The organism is Amycolatopsis sp. NPDC058986, from assembly GCF_042741125.1.
GTDB lineage: Bacteria > Actinomycetota > Actinomycetes > Mycobacteriales > Pseudonocardiaceae > Amycolatopsis.
On sequence record NZ_JBHYJW010000062.1, the window covers coordinates 36,000 to 60,210 of the forward strand.

A 24,211-nucleotide genomic window follows, 5' to 3' on the forward strand; every position below is an offset into this window, starting at 1 on the left:
GGAGCGCCGTTGAAGCCGTACCCGTTCACCGCCGTCGTCGGGATGCCGGACCTGCGTCTGGCGCTGGTGCTCTCCTCGATCTCGCCCGCCGTCGGCGGAGTGCTGGTGCGCGGGGAAAAGGGCACCGCGAAGTCGACCATGGTGCGTGCGCTCGCCGGACTGCTGCCGAGCGTCGACGTCGTCGACGGCTGCCGCTTCTCGTGCGACCCGGTTTCACCCGATCCGGCGTGTCCGGACGGCCCGCACGACGGCGCCGCGGCACATCGCAGGCCCGCGCGGCTGGTCGAGCTGCCGGTCGGCGCGGCCGAGGACAGGGTGATCGGCTCGCTGAACCTGGAGCGCGCGCTTTCCGAGGGAATCACCGACTACCAGCCGGGTCTGCTCGCCGCGGCGCATCGCGGGCTGCTCTACGTCGACGAGGTCAACCTCCTGCACGATCACCTCGTCGACGCGCTGCTCGACGCCGCCGCGATGGGCCGCGCGACGGTCGAACGCGAGGGCGTCTCGGTGTCGCACGCGGCGCGGTTCGTGTTGATCGGCACGATGAACCCGGAGGAGGGCGAGCTGCGCCCGCAGCTGCTCGACCGGTTCGGGCTCACCGTCGAGGTCGCCTCCAGTCGTGACCCGGAACAGCGCGTCCAGGTCGTCCGGCGGCGGCTGGCCTACGAGGCGGATCCGGATGCCTTCGCCGCGGAGTACGCCGATGAGGACGCGCGGCTGGCGGCGGACATCGAAGCGGCGCAACGGCTTCTGCCCTCGGTGAAGCTCACGGACGAGGCGCTGCGGCAGATCGCCGAGGTGTGCGCGTCGTTCGAGGTCGACGGGATGCGGGCGGACATCGTCACCGCGCGGACCGCCGTCGCGCACGCGGCGTGGGCGGGCCGCGACGAAGTGTCCACAGAGGACATCCGGGTGGCGGCGCGGCTCGCCCTGCCGCACCGGCGCCGCCGGAATCCCTTCGACGCGCCGGGAATCTCCGAGGAGCAGCTCGAACAGGCGTTGCAGGACGCGCAACCCGACGAACCAGGACCACCGGAGGGGCCCGACGATGACGGGCCGGGTTCCGGATCGACGCCACCGTCCACTGAGGACGCGACGGGCGGACCCAGCGGTGACGCCCAGCAGGGTGACACCGGCGGCCGGCCCGGCGGGGAGCGGCAGCACGGCATGGCCGAGCGCGCCGGAAAGGCTTTCCGCGCAAGGACTTTCGAGGTCAAGGGTACCGGCGAGGGGGAGCGCGGACGGCGTTCGCGGGCCATCACCGACAACGGCCGGACGATCGGCGTGCAGCCGTCGAGCGTGCGCGAGGGGCGTCCGCATCTGGTCGCGACCGTCCGCGCGGCCGCTCCGCACCAGCGGGCACGGGGCCGCGACGGTGGCGGACTGCGCGTGCGGAAACAGGATCTGCGGTTCGCCCGGCGTGAAGGCAGGGAAGGCAATCTCGTGCTGTTCTGCGTCGACGCGTCCGGCTCGATGGGCGCCCGCGCCCGCATGCGCGAGGTCAAGACCGCGGTGCTTTCCCTGCTGCTGGACGCTTATCAGCGCCGGGACAAGGTCGGCATGGTGACCTTTCGTGGCGGTGGTGCGGAACTCGCGTTGCCGCCCACCATCAGCGTCGACGCCGCGGCGTCCCGTTTGGACGAACTTCCCACCGGTGGCCGTACCCCACTGGCCGAAGGACTCCTTGAAGCCGCACGAGTCCTGCGTGTCGAAGCGATCCGTGATCCCCGCCGGCGTCCGCTGCTGATCGTGGTCACCGACGGGCGTGCCACCAGCGGCGCCGACGCCGTCGCGCGTTCGCACGCGGCCGCCGGGCTGCTCGCCGACGTCACCGCGGTCGTGATGGACTGCGAAAACGGCAAGATGCGGCTGGGACTCGCCGCGGAACTCGCCGACCACCTCGGCGCCGACCACGTTCCGCTCACCGAGGTCGCCGCCGACGCGCTCGCCGGCGCGGTGCGCGCCCGCACGTCCGGGAGGGCTGCCTGATGCCGCAAGGAAAACCCGCCGTCGTCCCGCAGGACGGCCTCACCACCCGCCAGCGCCGCAACCGGCCGCTGCTCGCCGTGCACACCGGCGAGATGAAGGGGAAGTCGACCGCGGCGTTCGGAATGGCGCTGCGCGCGTGGAACCAGGGCTGGTCGATCGGCGTGTTCCAGTTCGTGAAGTCGGCGAAATGGCGAGTCGGGGAGGAAGCCGCGTTCCGCGCGCTCGGGAAACTGCACGAGGACACCGGCCAGGGCGGACCGGTGGAATGGCACAAGATGGGCGAGGGCTGGAGCTGGACGCGCAAGTCCGGCACCGAAGAGGACCACGCCGAAAACGCGAGGGAAGGCTGGGCGGAGATCAAACGTCGCCTCGCCGCGGAAACCCACGACTTCTACGTGCTCGACGAATTCAGCTATCTGCTCAAATGGGGCTGGCTCGCGGTGGACGACGTGGTGTCCACATTGGAGTCCCGGCCCGGTCATCAGCATGTCGTGATCACCGGCCGTTACGCGCCGCCGGAACTGATCGAGGCCGCCGATCTGGTCGCCGAGATGACCAAGGTGAAACACCCGATGGACGCGGGGCAAAAGGGCCAGCGGGGCATCGAATGGTAGCGAGAGTGGTCATCGCCGCGCCCGGTTCGGGGCACGGCAAGACCACGATCGCGGCCGGGCTGATGGCGGCCCTGCGCGCGGCGGGGCATCGGGTGTCCGGGCACAAGGTCGGCCCGGACTTCATCGACCCGGGCTACCACGCGCTCGCCACCGGCCGCCCCGCCAGGAACCTCGACCCGTTCCTGCAGGGCGAGGAGCAGCTGGTTCCCTTGCTGCGTCACGGTTCCTCGGGCGCGGATATCGCCGTCATCGAGGGCGTCATGGGCCTGTTCGACGGCGCGCTCGGTACCGAGGGCTACGCGTCGACGGCGCATGTCGCGCGCCTGATCGACGCTCCGGTGATCCTCGTCGTCGACGCCTCGGCGGCGAGCCGCAGCGTGGCCGCGACCGTGCTGGGCTTCGCGAACTACGACACCCGCGTCCGGCTCGCCGGGGTCATCCTCAACAAGCTGGGCTCGCAGCGGCACGAGGACGAAATCGCCACCGCGCTGGAGGCGACCGGTGTGCCGCTGCTGGGTGCCTTGCGCCGCAACGATTCCATCCACGCCCCGAGCCGTCACCTCGGCCTCGTCCCCGCCGCGGAACGGGCCTCGGAGTCGCGGCGCGTGCTGCCGGAACTCGCCTCGTGGGTCGCCGGCGGTGTCGACCTCGACGCCGTGGTGCGGGTCGCGCACCGGGCGCCCGCGCTGACGGGGGAGTCGTGGAGTCCGGGGCCGGAGCACGACGGCCCGCGTGCCACGATCGCCGTGGCGGCGGGCCCCGCCTTCACCTTCCGCTACACCGAAACCGCCGAACTCCTGGCCGCTCGCGGAATCGACGTCGTCGATGTGGACCCCTTGCAGGACAAGGCTTTGCCGCCGGGGTGCGCGGGGCTCTACTTCGGCGGCGGGTTCCCGGAGGTGCACGCCGCCGAGCTTTCGTCCAATGTGGAGCTTCGCGCGGAGGTCGCCGCCGCGATCGGCGAGGGGATGCCGGTGAGCGCGGAATGCGCGGGCCTGCTGTACCTGTGCCGTTCGCTGGACGACATGCCCATGGTGGGCGCCGTCGATGCCACGGCGGTCATGACGAAACGTGGGAAGCTCGGCTACCGCAAGGCTGTCGCGGTCGCCGACAACGTGCTCGCCGTGGCCGGTCAGCGCGTCACCGGCCACGAGTTCCACCGCACCGAAATCGCCCCAGCGCACGGTGACACCGCCGCGTGGGGCTGGGACCGCGTGCTCGACGGCTTTGCCTCGCCCAACCTGCACGCCTCGTATCTGCACGTCCACTGGGCCGGATATCCGGCGCTGGCGGACCGTTTCGCCTCGCACGTCCACAGGCATGCCCTGGTCGCGGCTCATGACTGAGTACGACCTCCATCATCACGGCGATCGCGAGGTCGGCGACGGCCTCGTCGACCTCGCGGTGAACGTCCGGCTCCCGGCGCCGCCACCGTGGCTGCGTGCCGAACTCGCCGCCGCGCTGGACGATCTGGCCGCCTATCCCGATGCCGCGCCCGCCACGGAAGCCGTCGCGCGACGTCATGGGCGCGACCCGGAGGACGTGCTGGTGACCGCTGGGGCCGCGGAGGCGTTCACACTGCTCGCGTCGGCCTTTAAACCACGTCACGCCGCGGTGGTGCATCCGCAGTTCACCGAACCTGAGGCCGCGTTGCGGGCTGCCGGGCACGACGTCGAACGCGTCGTACTGTCCGCAGTGGACGGTTATCGACTGGACCCCGGTGCGGTTTCCCCAGACGCTGATCTCGTCTTCGTCGGCAACCCCACGAACCCGACATCGGTGCTGCATCCGGCGTCCACGCTGCGTTCGCTGGCGCGCCCCGGGCGGGTGCTCGTGGTGGACGAGGCGTTCCTCGACGCGATCCCCGGCGAGGAGGAAAGCGTTGCCGGAGAGCGGATTCCGGGCGTGGTGGTGCTGCGCAGCCTGACCAAGACGTGGGGGCTGGCCGGGCTACGAGCGGGCTACGTCCTCGGTGAGCCGTCGCTGATCTCGCGGCTGCGCGCGGTCCAGCCGCCGTGGTCAGTGTCCACTTTGGCCGCTGTGGCCACGGTCGCCTGCTGCCGCCCCGCCGCGCTGGAGGAGGCGGAAAAGCTGGCCGTGGCGGCGGAAGCCGACCGGGAATACCTCGTGTCCCGGTTGGCCGAGGCCGGGATCGACGTGCTCGGCGACCCGCGCGGCCCGTTCGTCCTCATCCGTGTCCCCGGCGGGGCGGACGTCCGGCTGCGGCTGCGCGAGATGGGTTACGCCGTCCGCCGCGGCGACACCTTTCCCGGGCTGGGGCCGGACCACCTGCGGCTCGCGGTCCGGGATCGCGCCACGACCGATGCCTTCCTCGAAATTCTCCGTCGCGTTCGGTGAGCCCTGCCCGATAGCTTCTGGTCATGAACAACCCTTACGGCACCCATCCCGCGGCGCTGGTCTACTTGCTCGACGCCATCGGCCCGCAGGAACGTGGTTTGGTGCACCAGCTTTCCTGGGAGGAGGATGACGCGCTCGCGGCGGTCAGCCTGCGACGGTTCCCCACCGACCGTGCGACGACCGGAGCGATCGACTGGTCGGGTGCCGTCGTGCTGGAACAGTCTCTCGAAGCGGACTACGCCGATGCCGTGCGAGTACTGGGTGAACTCGTGCTGCGGTATTCGACCTCGGACGTGGTCGTGTTCTGGGGCAACCTGATCATCCCGACGGTGCGGCTGCCCGCCCGGCTCGCCGCGGCGAACGCGGGGGAGCTGATCGACACCGGTGACGACGTGTGGATCTACCTGCCGGAGAGGAACGTCCTCGTCGAATACTGGCACTCGGGCCGGATCACCGCGGGTGTGATCCCGGACGCCGCGGCGTCCGCCGAGCGGTCACGCCGTCGTGAGTAGTGCCGCCGCCACCGCGACCTCGACGCAGCCGCCGAGAACGTCGCCCGTGACGCCGCCGATGCGCTGGACGCAGCGCGCCAGCAGCAGCGCAGCCACGACGTAGCCGAGCGCGACGGCGAGGGGACCGCGCCACCACGGCAGGCCGGGCGCGACTGCCGAAACACCCGCGGCGAGCACGAAGACCAGCACCGCCGCGACGATCGGGACCGACCCGGCGACGGTCGCGCCGAGCCCCTCCGGCCGCGCGGACGGGACACCTCGGGCGCAGCAGAGCGAAAGCACACACCGTCCACTGAGGACGGCCAGAACCACCGCGGTGACACCGTGCCCGTGCGAGATCGCGCCGGTCAGCGCACCTGCCTGCACGAGCAGGACGAACACCAGCGTCGCCACGCCGGTGGGTCCCGAGTCGCCGCGGCGCATGACGTCCAAGGCCTTCGACCGGTCGTAGGAGGCGCCGAGACCGTCGGCGGTGTCGGCGAGCCCGTCGAGGTGGAGGCCGCGGTTGCCCAGCGCGACCGCGCCCAGCGCCAGCGCGGCCACGGCGATCGCGGGCAGGCCCAGCGCGTCACCCGCCGCGACGACCAGCCCCGCGATCACGGCCAGCGGCACCGCCGCGAGCGGTGCGAGCACCATCGCGGCCCCGGCCACCCGGCCGTCGATCACGCGCGGCGCCGGGACCGGCACGGTCGTCAACGTCCCGACCGCCATCCGCGCCGCGTCCCCCCACCGGCTCACGCAGCGCCCCCGGGAAGTCCTGCACCCCGGAGAGGCCCGTGGGTGCTGAAGGGCGCTTTCAGTGCGTTAGACGCACTGAAGGGCCCTTTCAGCGCACTCAACGCACCGAAGGGCCCTTTCAGCACACCTGCCACCGCAGCAGACGCCACCGCGAGCGAGCGTGTCACGTGAGGTCCGCGAGCAGGCCCATGTCGGCGAGGATCGCCTGCGCGGCCCGCAGCGTCGGGACGGCCTGCACCGCGCCACTGCCTTCGCCGAGCCGCAAACCGAGGTCGAGGATCGGCTCCAGGCCCAGCGCCTTCAACGCAAACGCTTGCGACGGCTCGGTCGAGCGGTGCCCGGCCAGCCACCACTGTTCCGCTCCCGGCGCGATGTCTCGCGCGACCAGCGCCGCGGCGCCCGAGAACACGCCGTCGAGCAGCACCGGCACCGAACGCACCGCGGCCTGCACCAGAAAACCGGCGGTGGCCGCCGCGCACGCGCTTCCCAGCACCGTCAGCCGCGAGAACGGATCCTCGACGCGTCCCGCGGCACGCGCGAGAGCCGCCGACACCGCCTTGACCTTCCGCGCGAGACCGTCGGAATCCACCCCCGTCCCGGTTCCGACGACCTCCGCGGCGGGCAGACCCAGCGACGCGGCCACCAGCGCCGCGCACACGGCCGTGTTCCCGATCCCCATGTCGCCCGGGATCAGCAGTTCGGCCCCGGTCGAGATCTCCTCGTCCGCGAGCGAAAGCCCCGCCTCGAACGCACGCATGGCCTCGCCGGGCAGGAGCGCGTCCTCGACGTCGATGGAGCCCGAACCCCGCCGGATCTTGTGCGCCAGCACGGAATCCGGAATATCCGAAGCGTCCCAATCGACCGCGATGTCCGCGACCCGCACTCGGGCGCCGACCTGCGAAGCGAGCACGTTCACCCCGCTGCGCCCGGCCAGGAACACCCGCACCATCGCGCCGGTGACCTCGCGCGGATACGCCGAAAGCGCGGACACGCCGTGGTCGCCGGCGAACACCACGACGCGGACGTCCGAGATCGGCCGGGGTGGCACGCAGCCGTGCGCGGCGCTCAGCCAGGCCGCGATCTCCTCCAGCCGCCCCAGTGAGCCGACCGGTTTGACCAGCCCGTCGAGCCGCTCCCGGGCGGCGGCGTGGGCGGCGGCGTCCGGGACGGGGATGTCGAAACGCATGGCGGAACTCCCTACGGCAGATCGAGTACGCGGCCGGCGACGACCAGGAGCACCCGGTCGGACTCGGCGGACACACGGCTGTTGAGCGCGCCCAGCACATCACGGAACAGCCGCCCGGACACCGTCGCGGGCACCACACCACTGCCGACCTCGTTGCTGACCGCGACCACCGGGACCCGCGCCTGCGCCCACGCGACCAGGAAATCCTCGAGTCGTTCGTCCAGCCGGAGCTCCCAGCCGGACTTCTGCGTCCACGCGCCGACCTCGTCGAGCACCCGGCTCAGCCACGTGCCGAGGCAGTCGATGAGTACCGGCCCGGTCGCGCTCCGCAGCACGCCGGGCAGGTCGGTCGTCTCGACGGTCTTCCAGTGCGACGGCCTTCTCGCCTTGTGCGCGGCCACGCGCGCGGCCCACTCGGGGTCTTCGGCGCTCGGCGGCAGGCCGGGCGCGACGTAGACGAGGTACGGATGGTGGGCGACGAGCCGTTCGGCGTGCCTGGACTTCCCCGAGCGCACACCGCCGAGGACCAGCACCTTGCCGTCGTCACGTCCGTACCGGCGTAGTGCTCGCGCCAGGGTCTCGAGGTACCCGGCGAGCCGGTGCGTCAGCCCCGCCGACGTATTCCCTGGCGCGGAGGCGGCATCAGACACAGTCATACTCCGCATTGTCGTGCACGCGCTACGGTTCGCCACGTGCCACTCCGACAAGCAGCCACGACGGCCGGATTGATCACCGGATTCGCCGCCGACGCACTTCTGGGCGACCCCCGTCGAGGGCATCCGGTCGCCCTGTTCGGGACGGCCGCGGCGGCGCTGGAACGACGTCTCTGGGCGGACTCGAAGCCGCGCGGAGCCGCGTACGCCGGGATCTGCGTCGGCGTCGCTACGGGACTCGGCGTCGCTGCTCAGGCCGTGACGCGACGACGTCCCTTCGCGCGCTTCGCGCTGACAGCCGCCGCGACGTGGATCGTCCTCGGTGGACGTGGCCTCGCGACCGAAGGCGCCGAGATGGCCAGACTGCTCGAAAGCGACGACGTCCCCGCGGCGAGGGAAAGGCTTTCGCACCTCTGCGCGCGCGACGCCACCGAGCTGGACTCCGCCGAGCTCGCCCGCGCCGCGACCGAGTCGATCGCCGAGAACACCTCCGACGCCGTGGTCGCGCCGCTGTTCTGGGGCGCGGTCGGCGGGATTCCCGGCCTGTTCGGCTACCGCGCGCTCAACACGCTCGACGCGATGGTCGGCTACCGCTCGCCCCGCTACGAACGTTTCGGCTGGGCTTCGGCTCGCGCCGACGACGTCGCGAATCTCGTGCCGTCGCGGATCGGTGCGGCGCTGACGACGTTGTCAGCGCCGCTCGTTGGCGGCCAGGTCCGTCGGACGTGGCGGGTCTGGCGGCGCTACGGCGCGCTCCACCCCAGCCCCAACGCGGGGCAGGTCGAGGCCGCCTTCGCCGGGGCGCTCGACGTCCAGCTCGGCGGGACCAACAGCTACGGCGGCCGAACCGAGCGTCGTGGCACGCTCGGTGAGGGACGGGCGCCGGAGACTGTCGACCTCCGCCGCGCGGTGCGATTGTCCAAAGTGGTCGGTGCGGCGGCGCTGGCGGTTGCCGTGGTGGTCGCCCGATGAGCGACGCTTGCGAGCGAATCATGGATATCATGCGCCAAAAGGGATTGAACACTGTCTCGCGGAGCGAGGCGATCGCATGAGCGGGCTGCTGATCGCGGGGACGACGTCGGACGCGGGAAAGAGCCTGGTCACCGCCGGGATCTGCCGCTGGCTGGCGCGTCAGGGGATGCGGGTCGCGCCGTTCAAGGCGCAGAACATGTCCAACAACTCGATGGTCTGCGCGGACGGCGCCGAGATCGGCCGCGCGCAGTGGCTCCAGGCCCGCGCGGCGCGCGCCGAGCCCGAGGCCGCGATGAACCCGGTGCTGCTCAAGCCGGGAAGTGACCGGCGCAGTCACGTCGTCGCGCTGGGGAAGCCGTTCGGGACGCTCGAAGCGGGGGAGTACGCCACCGGACGCGCCGGTCTCGCGACCATCGCGTTCGACGCGTACGCCGAGTTGAGCAGCCGCTTCGACGTCGTGGTCTGCGAAGGTGCCGGCAGCCCGGCCGAGATCAACCTTCGCGCCGGGGACTACGTCAACATGGGCCTGGCGCGGCGGTTTTCGCTGCCGGTGCTGGTGGTCGGCGACATCGACCGCGGCGGCGTGCTCGCCGCGATGTTCGGGACGCTCGCGCTGCTTTCGGCCGAGGACCAGGCGCTGGTCGCGGGCTGGATCGTCAACAAGTTCCGCGGCGATGTCGGCCTGCTCCGGCCGGGGCTGGACAGCATCGAGAAGGTCACCGGGCGCCCCGTGCTGGGCGTGCTGCCGTGGCTCGACCGCGTGTGGATCGACTCCGAGGACGCGCTGGCGGTGGCGGGCTGGCGCCACTCGTCGACAGGCGGCGGGCTGAACGTCGCCGTGGTGCGCTTCCCGCGTGCCTCCAACGCGACCGACGTCGACGCGCTCGCCGCCGAACCCGGCGTCACGGTGTCGTTGACCGCCGATCCCGACGTCGTCGCGGCGGCGGACCTGGTCGTGCTGCCCGGCTCACGGGCCACAGTGGACGATCTGCGCTGGCTGCGCTCGCGCGGTCTGGACACGGCGGTGGCCGCGCGGGCCGCGGCGGGTCGTCCGGTGCTCGGCGTCTGCGGTGGCTACCAGATGCTCGCCGAGTCCATTGTGGATGATGTGGAGTCGTTGGCTGGTCAGGTGGACGGCTTGGGACTGCTGCCGACGCGGGTGTCGTTCTCCGGCGAAAAGGTGCTCGGGCGGCCCAGTGGTTCGTGGCGGGGTCACGACGTTTCGGCGTACGAAATCCACCACGGCAGCGCGGTTTTGTCCGGATCCGCTGAGTCCTTTTTGGACGGCTACCGGGTCGGCTCGGTGTGGGGCACGACGTGGCACGGCGCGTTCGAGAACGACGGCTTCCGCCGTGCCTGGCTCACGGAAGTCGCGCTCGCCGCGGGTCGATCGTGGACGCCATCCCCGGACGCCCCCGGCTTCGCGGAGCTGCGGGAGGACATGCTGGACCGCCTCGCCGACGCCGTCGACACCCACCTCGACACGTCCCTCCTCCTACGCCTCCTGACCACCGGCGCCCCTGCCACCCTCCCCTTCATCCCACCCGGCGCCCCTTAACCCTCCCCGGCTCAAATGCGGCGCAGGTAGCCCGGCCGCTCTCGCCCGGCGTCCGTGAAGGACTCCTTACTGGCGCTGAGCGCTGTGAAGGAGGCCTTCACAGCGTGGGGTGTGGGGCGTGGGGCAGCGCCGAGGGACGCCCTGGGTGCGTTGGGTGTGACGGGGGCGTCCCTCGGTGCGGTGAGCGCACCGAAGGCGTCCCTCGGCACATCCCGCCCGGCCACCGTCGAGCGCCGGTCGCGCGGGGCGTCCGGCCGCCATCTTGCCTGGCCGCGCGGCATGTCCGGTCGCCATCCCGTTCGGCCGCGTGGCGCGTCTGCCGCAGCGGCTGCGTGGGCGCCCGCTGCGGCACCGTCGGGAGCGCAGAGGTCCGTGGGGGCCTCCTTGAGGGACCCAGAGTCCCTCGGGGAGGCCCCCACGGCGCGTTGTCAGGGGCGGACGGGGTGGTAGAGCTGGCCGGTGGCGCTCTGGAACACGCAGACGGCGGTGCGGACCTGGCCCCGCCAGCCCGCTTCCGACGGGTAGTAGACGTTCAGCTTCAGACCTTCCGGAGCGCCGTTGGTGAAGAACGCCTTCGCCTGCGCATGACATTCCGCGAGGCCGGTGCTCTTGAGCTGCGCCTCGCCGGGGTAGGCGTCGGCGCCGGGCAGCAGCGCCCTGCCGAAGACCTGGCTGTCGTGCGGGACCGTGCACTGCGTCTTCGCCACGGTCGTGCTGTTCACTTCGGTGGCGTTGAAGCATTGCCCGTCGTTGAGCGAAAAAACGCTCAGCTCGTTGTCCGCGAGTTGCCGGGAATTCGTGGCCGTGACGGTCACCGCGATCAGGATCACCGCGAGCCACACGCCGCTTAGCGTCAGTCCGGCGATCGCCAGCTTCCGCCCCGCCTGGCCGGTCCGCCGGGTCTGCCGCAGCGCGACGAACCCGAAGATCGCGCTCAGCAGGATCCCGCCGACGATGCCCAGCACCAGCGACGCCACAGCGAGCCCGTTGGTGCCCGGCGGGACGGGCTGGGGCGGCGGTGACGGTGCGTCCTCGTAGCTCGGCCCGGACGGCGGTACGGCTCTCGGTACGGGTGAATCGGACATACAACTCCTTGTGTGGTCCGGGAGAAGTCAGCGGACGAGTTCGCGGACGGGCTGTGACAACCGTCCCGACGAGCCGAAGGCCAGGCACATCGCGGTGCGGACGCCGTGATCCCACGCCCGTTCGCTCGGTATCTGCGGGATCGTGTACACGCCAGGCGCGATCCTCTTGTCGAAGAAGTGGACTGCCTGCCTGTCGCAGTCGAGAGCCGCCTGTGAACTGACCCGGCTGTCGCCGGGGTAGATGTCAGCGGGGAACACGACCGTGCCGATGACTTCGGCGTCGTGCGGCGCGGTACAAGGCACCTTTGTCGCGTTGGTGCCTGCCGGGACGGCCTCCACGAAGCAATCGCCCTTCTGGAGAGCGAAAAGCTCGTACGATCCGGGAGGATCGTCCAGCTCGTCGAGCATCCAGAAGACGACACCGGCCAGCCACAACACGCTGAGCACGATGCCCGTGACGGCGAAGCCACGTCCGGCTTGCCGGGTCCGGCGGACCTGCACGAGCGCGACGATCCCGAAGATCACGCCGAGAAGCCCGGGAATACCGGTGAACCCGAAGATCGCCAAGCACAGCGAGGCGGTGGCATAGCCGTTTCGCCCGGGGACCACCGGGGTCGGTGGTGACGCGGGCAGGGCCTCCTGAGACATGTTTCCCCCTGCGGAATCCCCCGACCCGCAGGAGATCTTAGAGCCGTGCCCGCAGGAGGCGTGGTAACGATTCGACCACGCCGCGGTGCTACCGCGCGAGCGCCGTGAGGAAGGACGCCCAGGCGTGGTGGCTGACGGTCAGTTGTCCGGTGGGGGCCTTGGAGTCGCGGACCGCGGTGAGCTGGGGTGCGAAGGCGACTTCGACACACTCGCTCGTCTCTTTGCTGCCGCTGTAGCTGCTCTTGAACCAGGTCAGCTCGCGGGCCGCCATCGCATTACTCCCTCATACGCTCGTACTCGTCCGCCAGCCGGACGAGCCAGTCCCGCGATTGTCCCTCATTCAGGGCAGACTGTTCCAGTTGCGTAACCAGGCAGTAGTAGGTCTCCACCGCGGGACGGTCCTCGATGAAGAGGTTCGCCGTGTCGGTCTCGGCGTAGGCCATCGCGGGGCGCGGTTCGGGGAACTCCATGATCCGGAACGGAAGGCGGCGGGCTCGGCCCGCCGGGCTCGCCTCGGGGACCACTCGGATCACACAATGCGGCAGACTGGTGGACAGCATCAGGTATTGGAGCTGCTCGTGCATGATCTGCGGGTTTCCCACGACCCTTCGCAACGCGCTTTCATGAACGAAGAACGTACATCGTGGCGGGTTCGGTCGTGCCAGCAACTTCTGCCGGTCGAGACGAGTCTTGACAAGGAGATCGACCTTTTCCGAAGGGAGGTGCGGCTCGTGCTCGAATAAAGCTCGGGCGTAGTCTTCGGTCTGGTGCAATCCGGGAATGTAGTCGGGGTTGTAGCAGACCATCGTCTTCGCTGCGTTCTCGTGGATGACCACTGACTTGACCGGATCGGTCAGCTTGTCGAAATAGGGGCGGACCCAGTACAGGTCATTCGGCGGCTGGAGCATCTCCGCGACGCGCCGGGCCTCGGGCAAGGGTGCCGAGCACACGCCGAAGTAGATGCCGACCTGCCACGGTGCGATGGAGTACAGCCCTCGTTCCCACTTGGAAAGCAAACCCGGGTTCTCGCCGAAGATGTGCGACATCTCGCGCAGGCCCATGCCCCGCGCTTCACGGAGTGCCCTGAGTTCGGCACCGGCTTCCGCTCGCCGCATCATGGCTGGCTTTTTCATGACCGGTGACGCTACGGAAGCCGCGCGTGCCCGTCAGGCAGGGCACGCGCGGATTCACCGTAAGGGATGGGGGTGTTACCGCTCTGAAAGCACGGCGGGGGTTTTCCGTGCCAACGCCTTTTCGGCGAGGAATCCGAAAACCAGGCCCAGGGAAATCCACAAGGTCAGCTGTGTTCCCACCGATGCGGTACGGAAACTCCACAACGTCGAACCCGGGAACGTCGCCGGGACCTCGTCGATCACCGGCATCAGCCACGCGGCCACCGCCATCACGACGACGTACCCGGCACACGCGAGCAGCCCGCCCCGCCACGCGCCCAGCGCGTCGGCGAGTTTGCGGCCGAAGGCGGCGGCGAGAATTCCGGCCAGCAGGGAGATCGCGACGAAACCGAAGTACAGCTCGGTGCGCTGCCCGATCGTGCCCGCCTGGCCGACCGCGGGCGGGTTCGCCGGGTATTTCAGGAACGGCACCAGGAAAACCACCGCGAAGGCGCCACCGGTGAGCAACGCCGTCGTGACACGAGGCCGGAGCGTGCCGAGCCTGCCGTAGACGAATGCGAAGGCGAGCGAGAACAGCCCGCCGATCGCGACGCCGTACACCGCGACGCCCGCGAAGAGCCCGAGAGTGCTCTGGACGTCGCGAGGGACGACCTCCTCCTCGTGCTCAGCGGGAGCGGGCGCGGGTGCGGGCTCGGCGCCCGCACCGTGGTCGTGCGTGTGGGAGTGCGCGGCGCCGCCCGACTCCTCGATGCCGATGGCGGCGTTGACCGACGGTTCACCGAAGAGATAGGCGAAAACGAACGCGAGCACACCGGCGATCAGGCCCGCGAGCATCCCGCGGACCAGCAAGGTCCTCATCATGAGTGGTGTGGCCCCGCTCAGTGGCAGGGGAAGGCCAGCAGGTGCCGGCCGTCGTGCACGAACTCGTGGACGTAGGTGTTCGCGAACACCGAGAGCGCGCCCTGCTCGGTGCTGACGAAGTACAGCGCGATCAGCGCGAGGAGGGTGACGAACACCGCCCACGGCACGATTTCGCGGATCGGGATCCGCAGCGGGATGGGGGCGGCTGTGATCGCCGGGTTCGTCACGGTGACCTCCTAGGGCTTGCGCGGCCTCGTCGGGGACAACTGCTCGACGGCTCCGGGTCTGGCTTCCCCCTCGGGGGTCACAGTGGCGCGACCGCGCGGATTCTCACCGCGTTCCGGATTCCGTCGTCTGGCCGTCTGAGAGTAGGTCCGTGTGAAGGGGGCGTCAATGTGACGATGCTGGATGTGACGGCCTCGATGCCACAATGCGGTCATGGACACGGTGGCCGCACTCGACGTCGGCGGTACGACGATCAAGGCCGCGCTGCTCGACGCGCAGCTCGGCATCCTCGAAGAACGGCAGGTCCCGACGGCGCGCGGCGCGGACGGGACGGCGCTGGCCGCGCAGGTCACCTCGCTGGTCCGGGAGATGGGCGGCGGGACGTCGGTGCGCGCGGTGGGCGTCGTGGTGCCGGGGATCGTCGACGAAGAGGCGCGGGTAGCGCGGTTTTCGGCGAATCTCGACTGGCGGGACGTCCCGTTCGGCTCGCTGCTGGAATCGCGGCTCGGGTTGCCGGTGGCCTTCGGGCACGACGTCAGCGCGGGCGGTCTCGCCGAGTTCCGGGTCGGGGCGGGGCAGGGGTGCGCGGACGCGGCGTTCGTCGCTGTCGGGACCGGGATCGCCGCGGCGTTGCTGCTCGACGGCCGGATCTACCGTGCGCACGGGCTCGCGGGGGAGATCGGGCACATCGACGTCGGCCATTCGCTGCGGTGTGGTTGCGGGGCGGTCGGCTGCCTGGAGGCGAGCGCTTCGGCGTCGGCGGTCGCGCGTCTTTACTCCGAACGGGCGGGTCGGGTGGTCGACGGCGCGTTGCCGGTGATCGATCTCGCGCGGGACGGCGATCCGGTGGCGAGTGCCGTGGTGTCCGAGGCGGTGGACGGGCTCGCGCGTGGCCTCCGCACCTTGCTCACGCTGCTCGGTCCCGAGGTGATCGTGCTCGGCGGTGGCCTGTTCGCGGCGGGGGAGTACGTCGTCGCGCCGCTGCGGGAACGGCTGGCGGCGTCGTTGACTTTCCAGCGGATGCCCGAGCTGCGCGTCGCGAAACTCGGCCCCGAGGCGGGTCGCCTTGGCGCGGGCCTGCTCGCCCTCGACCTGCTGGCCCGTCGTACCGGTCCGTGAATGCCACATTGAGGGACTCTGATTCCCTCAATGTGGCATTCACGGACTTCACCGCGGGAGAATCAGGCCTGTACGCGCGGAAAAGCCTGTGACAGCACGAAGATCGGGCCCCTTCCCCAGTGAATCGCCATCCGGTTGGACGGCACGCCGTCGGCTCGAGCCCCCTCGTCACCGACGGCGTCCCCTACAACCAGGTTGCTCCCCGTCACCCCTTCCCCGCCACTCATTTCCCGCTTTCACTCGAAAAGAGCAAGGGAAGGCGTGCGCAAGTGGCGATCTCGCGTGCGTGAACGGAGATCTCGCGTGTTTGGCCGGGGATGCCGTCCAAGCACGCGAGATCTCCATCGGATTACGCGAGATCGCCGTTTCGGGTCAGGAGATGGGGCGGTCGGTGGGGCGGATGGGGGCGGGGAGGACGTCCCGGCCGGTGAGGTAGGCGTCGACGGCGGAGGCCGCGGAGCGGCCTTCGGCGATAGCCCACACGATGAGCGACTGGCCCCGGCCCATGTCCCCGGCCACGAACACGTTGTCCAGGCTGGTCCGGAAGTCCTTGTCCCGCGCGACATTCCCGCGCGGGTCCAGCTCGACACCGAGCGACTCCAGCAGGCCCTCCCGTTGCGGGCCGACGAAGCCCATCGCGAGCAGCACCAGCTGCGCGGGGAGCTCCCGTTCGGTCCCGGGGACCGGGACGAACTTGCCACCCTCGTTGCGCACCTCGACCAGCGAAAGCGCCCGCACCCGGCCGTTCTCGTCACCCAGGAACTCCTGTGTGTTGACCGAGTACAGCCGCTCGCCGCCCTCCTCGTGCGCCGAGGAGACCCGGTAGATCATCGGGTACGTCGGCCACGGGTGAGCGTCCGAACGGGACTCCGGCGGACGCGGCATGATTTCCAGCTGTGTCACCGATTTCGCGCCCTGACGGTGTGACGTGCCGACGCAGTCCGCGCCCGTGTCACCGCCACCGATCACGACGACGTCGAGCCCGGCGGCGTCATACGGCGACACGTCCAGCTCCCCGGCGGCGACCCGGTTCGCGGGCGGCAGGAACTCCATCGCCTGGTGGATGCCGTCCAGCTCGCGGCCGGTGATCGGCAGATCCCGCCACGCCGTCGCCCCGCCCGCGAGCACCACGGCGTCGTAGGCGGACCGCAGTTCCTCGGCGGTGACGTCGACGCCGACGTTCACCGAGGTCCGGAATTCCGTGCCCTCGGCCCGCATCTGGTCGAGCCGACGGTCCAAACGGGACTTCTCCATTTTGAACTCGGGGATGCCGTAGCGCAGCAGCCCGCCGATCTTGTCGGCCCGCTCGAGGACCACGACGCTGTGGCCCGCGCGCGTCAACTGCTGCGCCACGGCAAGTCCGGACGGCCCCGAACCGACGACGGCGACCTTCTTGCCGGTCTTCGTCACCGGGACCTGCGGGGTGACCCAGCCCTCCTCGAAGGCGCGGTCGATGATCGAGATCTCGACCCGCTTGATCGTCACCGGATCGTCGTTGATCCCGAGCACACAAGCGGTTTCACACGGCGCGGGGCACAGCGTGCCGGTGAACTCCGGGAAGTTGTTGGTCGCGTGCAGCCGATCCGCCGCCTCGCGCCAGTCTTCCTGCCACGTCAAGGTGTTCCACTCCGGGATGAGGTTCCCGAGCGGGCAACCCTGGTGGCAGAACGGGATCCCGCAGTCCATGCAGCGCCCGGCCTGCTTCTGGAGCTTCGTCGTCGCGAAGTCCTCGTAGACCTCGCGCCAGTCCATCAGCCGCAGATCCACCGGGCGGCTCTTCGGCGTTTCGCGCGGGGTGGTCAGAAAACCCTTGGGGTCAGCCATGAGCCGCCTCCATGATCGCCTCGTTCACGTCACGCCCATCCCGCTCGGCCTTCGCCTGAGCGGCGAGCACTCGTTTGTAGTCCTTCGGCATGACCTTGCCGAACCGGTCGGTGGCCGCGTCCCAGTCCGCCAGCAGGGCCCGCGCGACAGCGGATTCCGTTTCGTTGTAGTACTTCTCCAAAGTGGACCGCAGGAACGCGACGTCCTCGGAGTCGAGCGGATCGATGTCCACCATCTCCGGGTTCACCCGGTGCGCCGGCAGGTCGAGCACGTAGGCGATCCCACCGGACATCCCGGCCGCGAAGTTGCGCCCGATCTGGCCGAGCACCACCATCCGGCCCCCGGTCATGTACTCGCCGCCGTGATCACCGACGCCCTCGACGACGGCCAGCGCGCCCGAGTTGCGCACGCAGAACCGCTCGCCGACCTTGCCGCGGATGAAGATCTCGCCGCTCGTCGCGCCGTAGCCGATGACGTTCCCGGCGATGATGTGCTCCTCCGCCGCATACGTCGCTTCATGCGGCGGCCGCACGATGATCCGCCCGCCGGACAGGCCCTTGCCGACGTAGTCGTTGCCGTCGCCGACCAGCCGCAGCGTGATCCCGCTCGGCACGAACGCGCCGAACGACTGGCCCGCCGTGCCGGTGAAGGTGACGTCGATCGTGTCGTCCGGCAGGCCTTCCCCGCCCCAGCGCTTGGTCAGCTCGGACCCGAGCATGGTGCCGACGGTCCGGTTCACGTTGCGCACCGGCAGTTCCAGCCGCACCTTGTCGCCGGAGTTCAGCGCGCCCTCGGCGAGCTGGATCAGCGTGTTGTCGAGTGCCTTGTCCAGCCCGTGGTCCTGCAGCGTCTGCTGGAGCCGCAGCCCAGCGGGCGCCATCTCGGGCACGTGGAAGATCGGCGCCAGGTCCAGACCGGACGCCTTCCAGTGCTCGACGGCCTTGCGCTTGTCGAGGAACTCGGCGTGCCCGACGGCCTCGGCGATCGAGCGGAAACCCAGCTCCGCCAGGTATTCCCGGACCTCCTGGGCGATGAACTCGAAGAAGTTCACCACGTACTCGGCCTTGCCGCTGAACTTCTCGCGCAGCTTCGGATTCTGCGTCGCCACGCCCACCGGGCAGGTGTCGAGGTGACACACCCGCATCATGATGCAGCCGGACACCACCAGCGGCGCGGTCGCGAAGCCGAACTCCTCGGCGCCGAGCAGCGCCGCGACGACGACGTCCCGGCCGGTCTTGAGCTGACCGTCGGTCTGCACCACGATCCGGTCACGCAACCGGTTGGCCAGCAACGTCTGCTGCGTCTCGGCGAGCCCGAGTTCCCACGGGCCACCGGCGTGCTTGATGGATGACAGCGGCGACGCGCCGGTCCCGCCGTCGTGGCCCGAGATGAGCACGACGTCGGCGTGAGCCTTCGACACACCCGCCGCGACCGTCCCGACGCCGACCTCCGACACGAGCTTCACGTGGATGCGTGCCTTCGGGTTGGCGTTCTTGAGGTCGTGGATCAGCTGGGCAAGGTCCTCGATGGAATAGATGTCGTGGTGCGGTGGCGGGGAAATCAGCCCGACACCGGGCGTGGAGTGCCGCGTCTTCGCGATCCACGGGTACACCTTCGGGCCGGGCAGCTGCCCGCCCTCGCCGGGCTTGGCGCCCTGCGCCATCTTGATCTGGATGTCGTCGGCGTTGACGAGGTATTCGCTCGTCACCCCGAACCGTCCACTCGCGACCTGCTTCACGGCACTGCGCCGTTCGGGGTCGTAGAGCCGTTCCGGATCCTCGCCACCCTCACCGGTGTTCGACTTGCCGCCGAGCCGGTTCATCGCGATGGCCAGGGTTTCGTGCATCTCGGCCGAGATCGACCCGTAGGAGATCGCGCCGGTCGCGAACCGCTTGACGATCTCCGAGACCGGCTCGACCTCCTCGATCGGCACCGGTGCGCGCTTGCCGTACTTGAAGTCGAACAGCCCGCGCAGCGTCAGCAGCTTCTCGGACTGGTCGTCGACGGCCTTCGTGTACTCCTTGAAGATCTCGTACTTCCCGCTGCGGGTCGAGTGCTGGAGCTTGAACACGGTCTGCGGGTTGAACAGGTGCGGCTCGCCCTCGCGGCGCCACTGGTAGTCCGCGCCGGTCTCCAGCTCGCGATGGTTCGCGTGGAAACCGTCGGCGGGGAAGGCGTGGCGGTGCCGCTGGGCGACCTCGTCGGCGATCGTGTCGAAGCCGACGCCGCCGAGGCGCGAGGTCGTCCCGGTGAAGCAGGTCTCGATGACCTCCTCGCCGAGCCCGACCGCCTCGAAGATCTGCGCGCCGGTGTAGGAGGCCACAGTGGACACTCCCATCTTCGACATCGTCTTGCGCACGCCCTTGCCCAGCGCCTTGATCAGGTTCTGGGTGGCCTGCTGCGCGGTGACCCCGGGAATCCGGCCCTGCAGCGCCATTTCCTCGACCGTCGCCATCGCCATGTACGGGTTGACCGCGGCGACGCCGTAGCCGACGAGCAACGCGATGTGGTGCACCTCGCGCGCGTCGCCCGCCTCGACGATGAGGCCGACCTGCGTGCGGGTCTTCTCGCGAACCAGGTGGTGGTGCACCGCGCCGGTGAGCAGCAGCGAGGGGATCGGCGCGTGGTCCTCGTCGACCCCGCGGTCGGACAGCACGATCAGCCGCGCGCCGTCCTCGATCGCCTCGGACACCTCGGCGCGGATCTCGTCGAGGCGTTCCAGCAGCGCCGCGCCGCCGCCGTGCACGTTGTACCGGCCGAGCACGGTGACCGCCTGGAACTCCGGCAGATCACCGTCGTCGTTGACGTGCACGAGCTTCGCGAGCTGGTCGTTGTCCAGCACCGGGAACGGCAGCACGATCCGGCGGCACGACTTGGCGTTCGCGTCCAGCAGGTTCGGCTCCGCGCCGAGCTGGGTGCCGAGCGCGGTGACGAGCTCCTCGCGAATGGCGTCCAGCGGCGGGTTGGTCACCTGCGCGAACAGCTGGATGAAGTAGTCGTACAACAGCCGCGACCGGCTCGAGAGCGTGGCGATCGGCGAGTCGTTGCCCATCGAGCCGATCGGCTCCGCGCCGGTGCGGGCCATCGGTTCGAGGATGGTTTCGAGCTCCTCGGAGGTGTAGCCGAACGCCTGCTGACGGCGCACGAGCGCCGCGTGCAGCGGGATTTCGCGGTCCCGCGCGGGAAGTTCCTCCAGCCGCAGCAGCCCGGCGTCGACCCATTCGTCGTACGGGTGCGCGGTGGCCAGCTCGGTCTTGATCTCCTCGTCCTCGATGATCCGCCCCTCGGCGGTGTCGACGAGGAACATGCGGCCCGGCTCCAACCGTCCTTTCCGGACGATCGTCGACTGGTCCAGCTCCAGCACGCCGACCTCGCTGGCGAGCACCACCAGGCCGTCGTCGGTGACCCAGTAGCGGCCAGGGCGCAGGCCGTTGCGGTCCAGCACCGCGCCGATCTGGCTGCCGTCGGTGAAGGCGACCAGCGCCGGCCCGTCCCACGGCTCCATCAGCGTCGAGTGGAACTCGTAGAACGCGCGGCGCGCGGGGTCCATCTCCTGATGGTTCTCCCACGCCTCCGGGATCATCATCAGCACCGAGTGCGGCAGCGACCGGCCGCCGAGGTGCAGCAGCTCCAGCACCTCGTCGAAGGAAGCCGAGTCGCTCGCGCCGCGGGTGATGACCGGGTAGATCCGCTTGAGGTCACCGGGAATCAGGTCGGTGCCGAGCAGCGCCTCGCGGGCGTCCATCCAGTTCCGGTTGCCGCGCAACGTGTTGATTTCGCCGTTGTGCGCGACGTAGCGGTACGGGTGGGCCAGCGGCCACGAGGGGAACGTGTTGGTGGAGAAGCGGGAGTGCACCAGGCCGATGGCGCTGGTGACGCGCTCGTCGGTGAGGTCGAGGAAGAACTTCTCGACCTGCGGCTCGGTGAGCATTCCCTTGTAGACGATCGTGCGCGAGGACAGGGAAGGGAAGTAGACCTCGTCCTCGGCCAGCTCGTGTTCGGCGCGCTTGCGGACGCAGAAGGCCGCGCGCTCCAAGGCGAGCCCGTCGAGGTTGTTCCTGCGCCCGGCGAGGAAGAGCTGGGTGAAGTGCGGCATCGTCTCGGCCGCGGTCGGGCCGACGTGTTCGGCGTCGACCGGCAGTTCGCGCCAGCCGAGCAGGCGCATGTCCTCTTCGCCCGCGATGCGTTCGATGGCGCTCATCGCGCGGCCGCGCCGTTTTTCGTCGGTCGGCAGGAAAGCGGTTCCGACCGCGTACGCGCCCGCGTCGGGCAGGTCGAAATCGACGACCGCGCGGTAGAACTCGTCCGGGATCTGGATCAGCAGGCCCGCGCCGTCACCCGTGTCGGGTTCGGCGCCGCGCGCCCCACGATGTTCCAGATTCCGCAGTGCGACAAGTGCTTTGGCCACGATCGCATGGTCCCGGCGACCTTGGAGGTCGGCGACGAAGGCGACACCGCAGGCGTCGTGTTCGTATTCGGTGCGGTACAGGCCCTTGGCCTGCTCTTCCCCCGGATGGGGGACGGAACTAGTACGGTGGGTCACGGCTGGCCGCCTCCCAAGGCGTCGGCGCGACCGGCACACACTCCATTAGGTGGTTCGAGCAGAACCAGTTAACAAAGTGGTCCGGGACCGCGATGGTCAGTCGAGAGCGAAGACGTCGTCCTGGCCGTTATCCGCGAAGGGAGTACGGCCGTCCTGGGACGGACATCGGGAGGACCGCACAGCATTGGGCGGCCGAACTGTGGTGGTGCTGCGCACGCGCCCGGGTGTGACGAGCCGCTGTGGTGGGGGCCAGTCAAGGGGCACGCGTGTTACTCCCGGGTTCGCCGGGTCTTATGACGATAGTGTGAATTCGCCGTTATCGACATACGTCGATGGCCGCGCGTGGGAAATGCCACGCTTACGTTGACGGGTCCCGGGGTACTCCCCATACGACGGAACCTCTTGCTCGCAGGTACGGCGGAATCGTGCTGACCTGCGAAAACGTGCTGCGCCACCGGGTGTTCACGCGGGCGGGAGAGATGAGAAGCTGGCGGGATGACCGGTTCTGATCGTTACCTGTCCGTAGCTCGTGCCGGGGTGCACGAGATCGAGGTGAAGCGATCCCGGTTCCTGTGCGCGCTCGCCCCGGTCGACACCGCGGACGCCGCGCGCGAGGAGATCGCCCGGCGCCGCAAGGCCGAACCCGGCGCGCGGCACCATTGCCACGCCTTCGTGCTCGGGCCGGACGGGCGTACCCAGCGCTCCAGCGACGACGGTGAGCCCGCGGGCACAGCGGGCACGCCCATGCTGGAGGTGTTGCGGCGCCGCGACCTGACCGACACCGTGGCCGTCGTCACTCGTTACTTCGGCGGCGTGCTGCTGGGCGCGGGCGGGCTGATCCGCGCGTACAGCCAGGCCGTGGCCGAGGCGCTCGACGTCGTCGGTGTCACCGAGTACCGGCGGCTGCACCTGGTCGAGGTCGCCGTCGACTACGGCCGTGCCGGGCGCCTGGAGAACGACCTGCGGTCTTCGCCGTACCTGCTGCACGACTCCTGGTTCGACGACAACGCGCACTTCGAGATCGGGCTCGGCACGGGTCAGTGTGAGCCGTTCCACGGCTGGCTGGCCGACCTCACCGGCGGCGAGGCGGTGGCCCGCGAGCGAGGCGAGCGGTGGGTCAAGGCCGATTCGCCCACTCCGCGCGGGTGATCGCGTACTCGACCTCGCCGTGCTCGGCGCCCTCGATCGATTCGGCCCACTCCTCGTGGAAGGTCCGGACGAAGCGCATGCCGATCTTCTCCATCACCCGGCGTGAGCGCTTGTTCACCGCCATGGTGTAAGCGACCGCGCGGCATACGCCGAGTTCGGTGAATCCCTTGTGCAGCAGCGCGAGCGAGCCCTCGGTGGCGTAGCCCTTGCCCCACGCGTCGTGGTTGAGCCGGTAGCCCAGCTCGGGTTCGTCGGCGGGCGCGCCTTCCTCGGGCCGGAAGTGGAACCAGCCGAGGAACGTCCCGCCGGCTCGCTCTTCCGCGACCCAGAACCCGTAGCCCTCGAACCGCTCGTAGTACGTGAGGTAGTGCGGGATCAGGTCCTCGGCGATGTACGCCCTGTCGACGGGCGCGCCGCCGTTGACGAACCGCGTGACGCGCGGATCGTTGTCGAGCGCGTACATGGCGTCGACATCCTCGATCGTGAACCGCCGGAGGACGAGACGAGCGGTTTCCAGGAATGACTCCACCGCACAATGCTGCGGTGTCGTTCATTCCCGGGGCAACCGATTTCCCCGCGGTTCCCTACGCGGCGACCGAGTCCGGCCCGGCCAGCGCCGAAGATCCCTTGTCGGTCAGCAGAGCGGGTACCCGCTCCCCGCATTTACCCGCTCTCGCGGGGCGGACAAAACCCAACCGCGCCAAGCGATGCGCGGTCAGCTGGTCACAACAGGCGAGCCCGTCGATGAACAGGTCCGGCTCGCAGCTGCAACTGATTTCGGCATGGCCCCCAGCCACGGCTCGCAGGGTGGCCCGCTCACGATGGTTCAGCTCGTCGATCATGGCGGTGCCTCCTTTCCTCACCGTTCCAGTGAAACTCCCACCACCGACATTTTCCGTCTCCCGCTGTGCGGAATCGGGTATTTCTGCCCTTTCGGGTCGGCGAGTCGTCCTCTTCCGGCCGGAGTTCACCGGTTCGTGGTGCGCCTCCCCGTGCTCGCACGCTGCTTCGGCGTCGCGAACGCTCCGTTGGGGACGTTCAACG

At 69.9% G+C, this 24,211-nt stretch carries 22 protein-coding genes; 9 read left to right on the forward strand and 13 right to left on the reverse strand.

The annotated features are described in order from the left end of the window. Positions 1 to 9 precede the first annotated feature (9 nt). The 5 genes from ACFW0G_RS37300 to ACFW0G_RS37320 are packed head-to-tail and all read left to right on the forward strand — an operon-like array spanning position 10 to position 5,473. Positions 10 to 1,989: a putative cobaltochelatase gene (locus tag ACFW0G_RS37300; RefSeq protein WP_378330211.1), complete on the forward strand. Its 1,980-nt coding sequence runs from the start codon at positions 10 to 12 to the stop codon at positions 1,987 to 1,989. Continuing rightward, on the forward strand, positions 1,989 to 2,603 hold the full coding sequence (gene cobO / locus ACFW0G_RS37305) for a cob(I)yrinic acid a,c-diamide adenosyltransferase (RefSeq protein WP_378330212.1): 615 nt from the start codon (positions 1,989 to 1,991) through the stop codon (positions 2,601 to 2,603). The genes ACFW0G_RS37300 and cobO overlap by 1 nt, the downstream gene beginning before the upstream one ends. Next, on the forward strand, positions 2,597 to 3,949 hold the full coding sequence (locus ACFW0G_RS37310) for a cobyrinate a,c-diamide synthase (RefSeq protein WP_378330213.1): 1,353 nt from the start codon (positions 2,597 to 2,599) through the stop codon (positions 3,947 to 3,949). The genes cobO and ACFW0G_RS37310 overlap by 7 nt, the downstream gene beginning before the upstream one ends. Continuing rightward, a complete protein-coding gene (cobC, locus tag ACFW0G_RS37315; RefSeq protein WP_378330214.1) occupies positions 3,942 to 4,961 on the forward strand; it encodes an Rv2231c family pyridoxal phosphate-dependent protein CobC in 1,020 nt (339 codons plus the stop codon). The genes ACFW0G_RS37310 and cobC overlap by 8 nt, the downstream gene beginning before the upstream one ends. A 23-nt stretch (positions 4,962 to 4,984) precedes the next feature. Then, positions 4,985 to 5,473: a hypothetical protein gene (locus tag ACFW0G_RS37320; protein ID WP_378330215.1), complete on the forward strand. Its 489-nt coding sequence runs from the start codon at positions 4,985 to 4,987 to the stop codon at positions 5,471 to 5,473. On the opposite strand, the gene ACFW0G_RS37325 is transcribed toward ACFW0G_RS37320, so the two are convergent. From ACFW0G_RS37325 to ACFW0G_RS37335, 3 genes are all read right to left on the reverse strand, one after another. Continuing rightward, positions 5,456 to 6,184 carry an adenosylcobinamide-GDP ribazoletransferase gene (locus ACFW0G_RS37325; protein ID WP_378330234.1) on the reverse strand — a complete coding sequence of 243 codons (729 nt, stop codon included), beginning with the start codon at positions 6,182 to 6,184 and terminating at the stop codon, positions 5,456 to 5,458. The genes ACFW0G_RS37320 and ACFW0G_RS37325 overlap by 18 nt on opposite strands. 190 nt (positions 6,185 to 6,374) lie before the next feature. Beyond that, positions 6,375 to 7,397 carry a nicotinate-nucleotide--dimethylbenzimidazole phosphoribosyltransferase gene (cobT, locus tag ACFW0G_RS37330; RefSeq protein ID WP_378330216.1) on the reverse strand — a complete coding sequence of 341 codons (1,023 nt, stop codon included), beginning with the start codon at positions 7,395 to 7,397 and terminating at the stop codon, positions 6,375 to 6,377. 11 nt (positions 7,398 to 7,408) lie between these two features. Next, a complete protein-coding gene (locus tag ACFW0G_RS37335; protein ID WP_378330217.1) occupies positions 7,409 to 8,053 on the reverse strand; it encodes a bifunctional adenosylcobinamide kinase/adenosylcobinamide-phosphate guanylyltransferase in 645 nt (214 codons plus the stop codon). 36 nt (positions 8,054 to 8,089) lie between these two features. Between ACFW0G_RS37335 and ACFW0G_RS37340 the strand changes: the two genes are divergently transcribed. Together ACFW0G_RS37340 and ACFW0G_RS37345 are read left to right on the forward strand one after the other, a co-directional pair. Beyond that, positions 8,090 to 9,022 (forward strand): cobalamin biosynthesis protein, encoded by a 933-nt coding sequence (locus ACFW0G_RS37340; RefSeq protein ID WP_378330218.1) that lies wholly within the window; start codon positions 8,090 to 8,092, stop codon positions 9,020 to 9,022. Between the two features lie 76 nt (positions 9,023 to 9,098). After that, positions 9,099 to 10,580, forward strand: coding sequence for a cobyric acid synthase (locus tag ACFW0G_RS37345; protein WP_378330219.1), 1,482 nt, complete (start codon positions 9,099 to 9,101; stop codon positions 10,578 to 10,580). A gap of 428 nt (positions 10,581 to 11,008) precedes the next feature. On the opposite strand, the gene ACFW0G_RS37350 is transcribed toward ACFW0G_RS37345, so the two are convergent. From ACFW0G_RS37350 to ACFW0G_RS37375, 6 genes are all read right to left on the reverse strand, one after another. Next, entirely contained in the window at positions 11,009 to 11,665 is a 657-nt protein-coding gene (locus ACFW0G_RS37350; RefSeq protein WP_378330220.1) for a DUF4190 domain-containing protein, read from the reverse strand. Positions 11,666 to 11,692: 27 nt separating this feature from the next. Beyond that, the gene (locus ACFW0G_RS37355) at positions 11,693 to 12,313 is read right to left on the reverse strand and encodes a DUF4190 domain-containing protein (protein ID WP_378330221.1); all 621 of its coding nucleotides are present in this window, start codon (positions 12,311 to 12,313) and stop codon (positions 11,693 to 11,695) included. 88 nt (positions 12,314 to 12,401) lie between these two features. Continuing rightward, the gene (locus tag ACFW0G_RS37360; protein ID WP_378330222.1) at positions 12,402 to 12,584 is read right to left on the reverse strand and encodes a DUF397 domain-containing protein; all 183 of its coding nucleotides are present in this window, start codon (positions 12,582 to 12,584) and stop codon (positions 12,402 to 12,404) included. A gap of 4 nt (positions 12,585 to 12,588) precedes the next feature. Next, positions 12,589 to 13,446, reverse strand: coding sequence for a Scr1 family TA system antitoxin-like transcriptional regulator (locus ACFW0G_RS37365; protein WP_378330223.1), 858 nt, complete (start codon positions 13,444 to 13,446; stop codon positions 12,589 to 12,591). Positions 13,447 to 13,521: 75 nt separating this feature from the next. Then, positions 13,522 to 14,307: a CbtA family protein gene (locus tag ACFW0G_RS37370; protein WP_378330224.1), complete on the reverse strand. Its 786-nt coding sequence runs from the start codon at positions 14,305 to 14,307 to the stop codon at positions 13,522 to 13,524. Between the two features lie 17 nt (positions 14,308 to 14,324). Continuing rightward, entirely contained in the window at positions 14,325 to 14,534 is a 210-nt protein-coding gene (locus ACFW0G_RS37375) for a CbtB-domain containing protein (protein WP_378330225.1), read from the reverse strand. A gap of 211 nt (positions 14,535 to 14,745) precedes the next feature. On the opposite strand from ACFW0G_RS37375, the gene ACFW0G_RS37380 reads away from it, so the two are divergent. Continuing rightward, complete coding sequence (locus tag ACFW0G_RS37380; RefSeq protein WP_378330226.1) at positions 14,746 to 15,651, forward strand: ROK family protein; 906 nt, start codon at positions 14,746 to 14,748, stop codon at positions 15,649 to 15,651. Between the two features lie 372 nt (positions 15,652 to 16,023). Here the strand turns inward: ACFW0G_RS37380 and ACFW0G_RS37385 are convergent, their stop codons facing one another. Both ACFW0G_RS37385 and gltB read right to left on the reverse strand, forming a co-directional pair. Next, the gene (locus ACFW0G_RS37385; RefSeq protein ID WP_378330227.1) at positions 16,024 to 17,475 is read right to left on the reverse strand and encodes a glutamate synthase subunit beta; all 1,452 of its coding nucleotides are present in this window, start codon (positions 17,473 to 17,475) and stop codon (positions 16,024 to 16,026) included. Further along, the gene (gene gltB / locus ACFW0G_RS37390) at positions 17,468 to 22,018 is read right to left on the reverse strand and encodes a glutamate synthase large subunit (protein ID WP_378330228.1); all 4,551 of its coding nucleotides are present in this window, start codon (positions 22,016 to 22,018) and stop codon (positions 17,468 to 17,470) included. Before gltB ends, ACFW0G_RS37385 begins: the two co-directional genes overlap by 8 nt. A 495-nt stretch (positions 22,019 to 22,513) precedes the next feature. Between gltB and ACFW0G_RS37395 the strand changes: the two genes are divergently transcribed. Then, the gene (locus tag ACFW0G_RS37395; protein ID WP_378330229.1) at positions 22,514 to 23,167 is read left to right on the forward strand and encodes a YigZ family protein; all 654 of its coding nucleotides are present in this window, start codon (positions 22,514 to 22,516) and stop codon (positions 23,165 to 23,167) included. On the opposite strand, the gene ACFW0G_RS37400 is transcribed toward ACFW0G_RS37395, so the two are convergent. Next, positions 23,136 to 23,696 (reverse strand): GNAT family N-acetyltransferase, encoded by a 561-nt coding sequence (locus ACFW0G_RS37400; protein ID WP_378330230.1) that lies wholly within the window; start codon positions 23,694 to 23,696, stop codon positions 23,136 to 23,138. The genes ACFW0G_RS37395 and ACFW0G_RS37400 overlap by 32 nt on opposite strands. Positions 23,697 to 23,751: 55 nt before the next feature. Continuing rightward, on the reverse strand, positions 23,752 to 24,009 hold the full coding sequence (locus ACFW0G_RS37405; RefSeq protein ID WP_378330231.1) for a hypothetical protein: 258 nt from the start codon (positions 24,007 to 24,009) through the stop codon (positions 23,752 to 23,754). Positions 24,010 to 24,211 lie beyond the last annotated feature (202 nt).

Coding starts and splice junctions, on each gene's coding strand:
- cobO (WP_378330212.1), top strand. CDS start 1,989: ATGCCGCAAGGAAAACCCGCCGTCGTCCCGCAGGACGGCCTCACCACC.
- ACFW0G_RS37320 (WP_378330215.1), top strand. CDS start 4,985: ATGAACAACCCTTACGGCACCCATCCCGCGGCGCTGGTCTACTTGCTC.
- ACFW0G_RS37355 (WP_378330221.1), bottom strand. CDS start 12,313: ATGTCTCAGGAGGCCCTGCCCGCGTCACCACCGACCCCGGTGGTCCCC.
- ACFW0G_RS37310 (WP_378330213.1), top strand. CDS start 2,597: ATGGTAGCGAGAGTGGTCATCGCCGCGCCCGGTTCGGGGCACGGCAAG.
- ACFW0G_RS37395 (WP_378330229.1), top strand. CDS start 22,514: ATGACCGGTTCTGATCGTTACCTGTCCGTAGCTCGTGCCGGGGTGCAC.
- ACFW0G_RS37325 (WP_378330234.1), bottom strand. CDS start 6,184: ATGGCGGTCGGGACGTTGACGACCGTGCCGGTCCCGGCGCCGCGCGTG.
- ACFW0G_RS37345 (WP_378330219.1), top strand. CDS start 9,099: ATGAGCGGGCTGCTGATCGCGGGGACGACGTCGGACGCGGGAAAGAGC.
- cobC (WP_378330214.1), top strand. CDS start 3,942: ATGACTGAGTACGACCTCCATCATCACGGCGATCGCGAGGTCGGCGAC.
- ACFW0G_RS37385 (WP_378330227.1), bottom strand. CDS start 17,475: ATGGCTGACCCCAAGGGTTTTCTGACCACCCCGCGCGAAACGCCGAAG.
- ACFW0G_RS37370 (WP_378330224.1), bottom strand. CDS start 14,307: ATGATGAGGACCTTGCTGGTCCGCGGGATGCTCGCGGGCCTGATCGCC.
- ACFW0G_RS37360 (WP_378330222.1), bottom strand. CDS start 12,584: ATGGCGGCCCGCGAGCTGACCTGGTTCAAGAGCAGCTACAGCGGCAGC.
- ACFW0G_RS37405 (WP_378330231.1), bottom strand. CDS start 24,009: ATGATCGACGAGCTGAACCATCGTGAGCGGGCCACCCTGCGAGCCGTG.
- ACFW0G_RS37380 (WP_378330226.1), top strand. CDS start 14,746: ATGGACACGGTGGCCGCACTCGACGTCGGCGGTACGACGATCAAGGCC.
- ACFW0G_RS37335 (WP_378330217.1), bottom strand. CDS start 8,053: ATGACTGTGTCTGATGCCGCCTCCGCGCCAGGGAATACGTCGGCGGGG.
- cobT (WP_378330216.1), bottom strand. CDS start 7,397: ATGCGTTTCGACATCCCCGTCCCGGACGCCGCCGCCCACGCCGCCGCC.
- ACFW0G_RS37350 (WP_378330220.1), bottom strand. CDS start 11,665: ATGTCCGATTCACCCGTACCGAGAGCCGTACCGCCGTCCGGGCCGAGC.
- ACFW0G_RS37365 (WP_378330223.1), bottom strand. CDS start 13,446: ATGAAAAAGCCAGCCATGATGCGGCGAGCGGAAGCCGGTGCCGAACTC.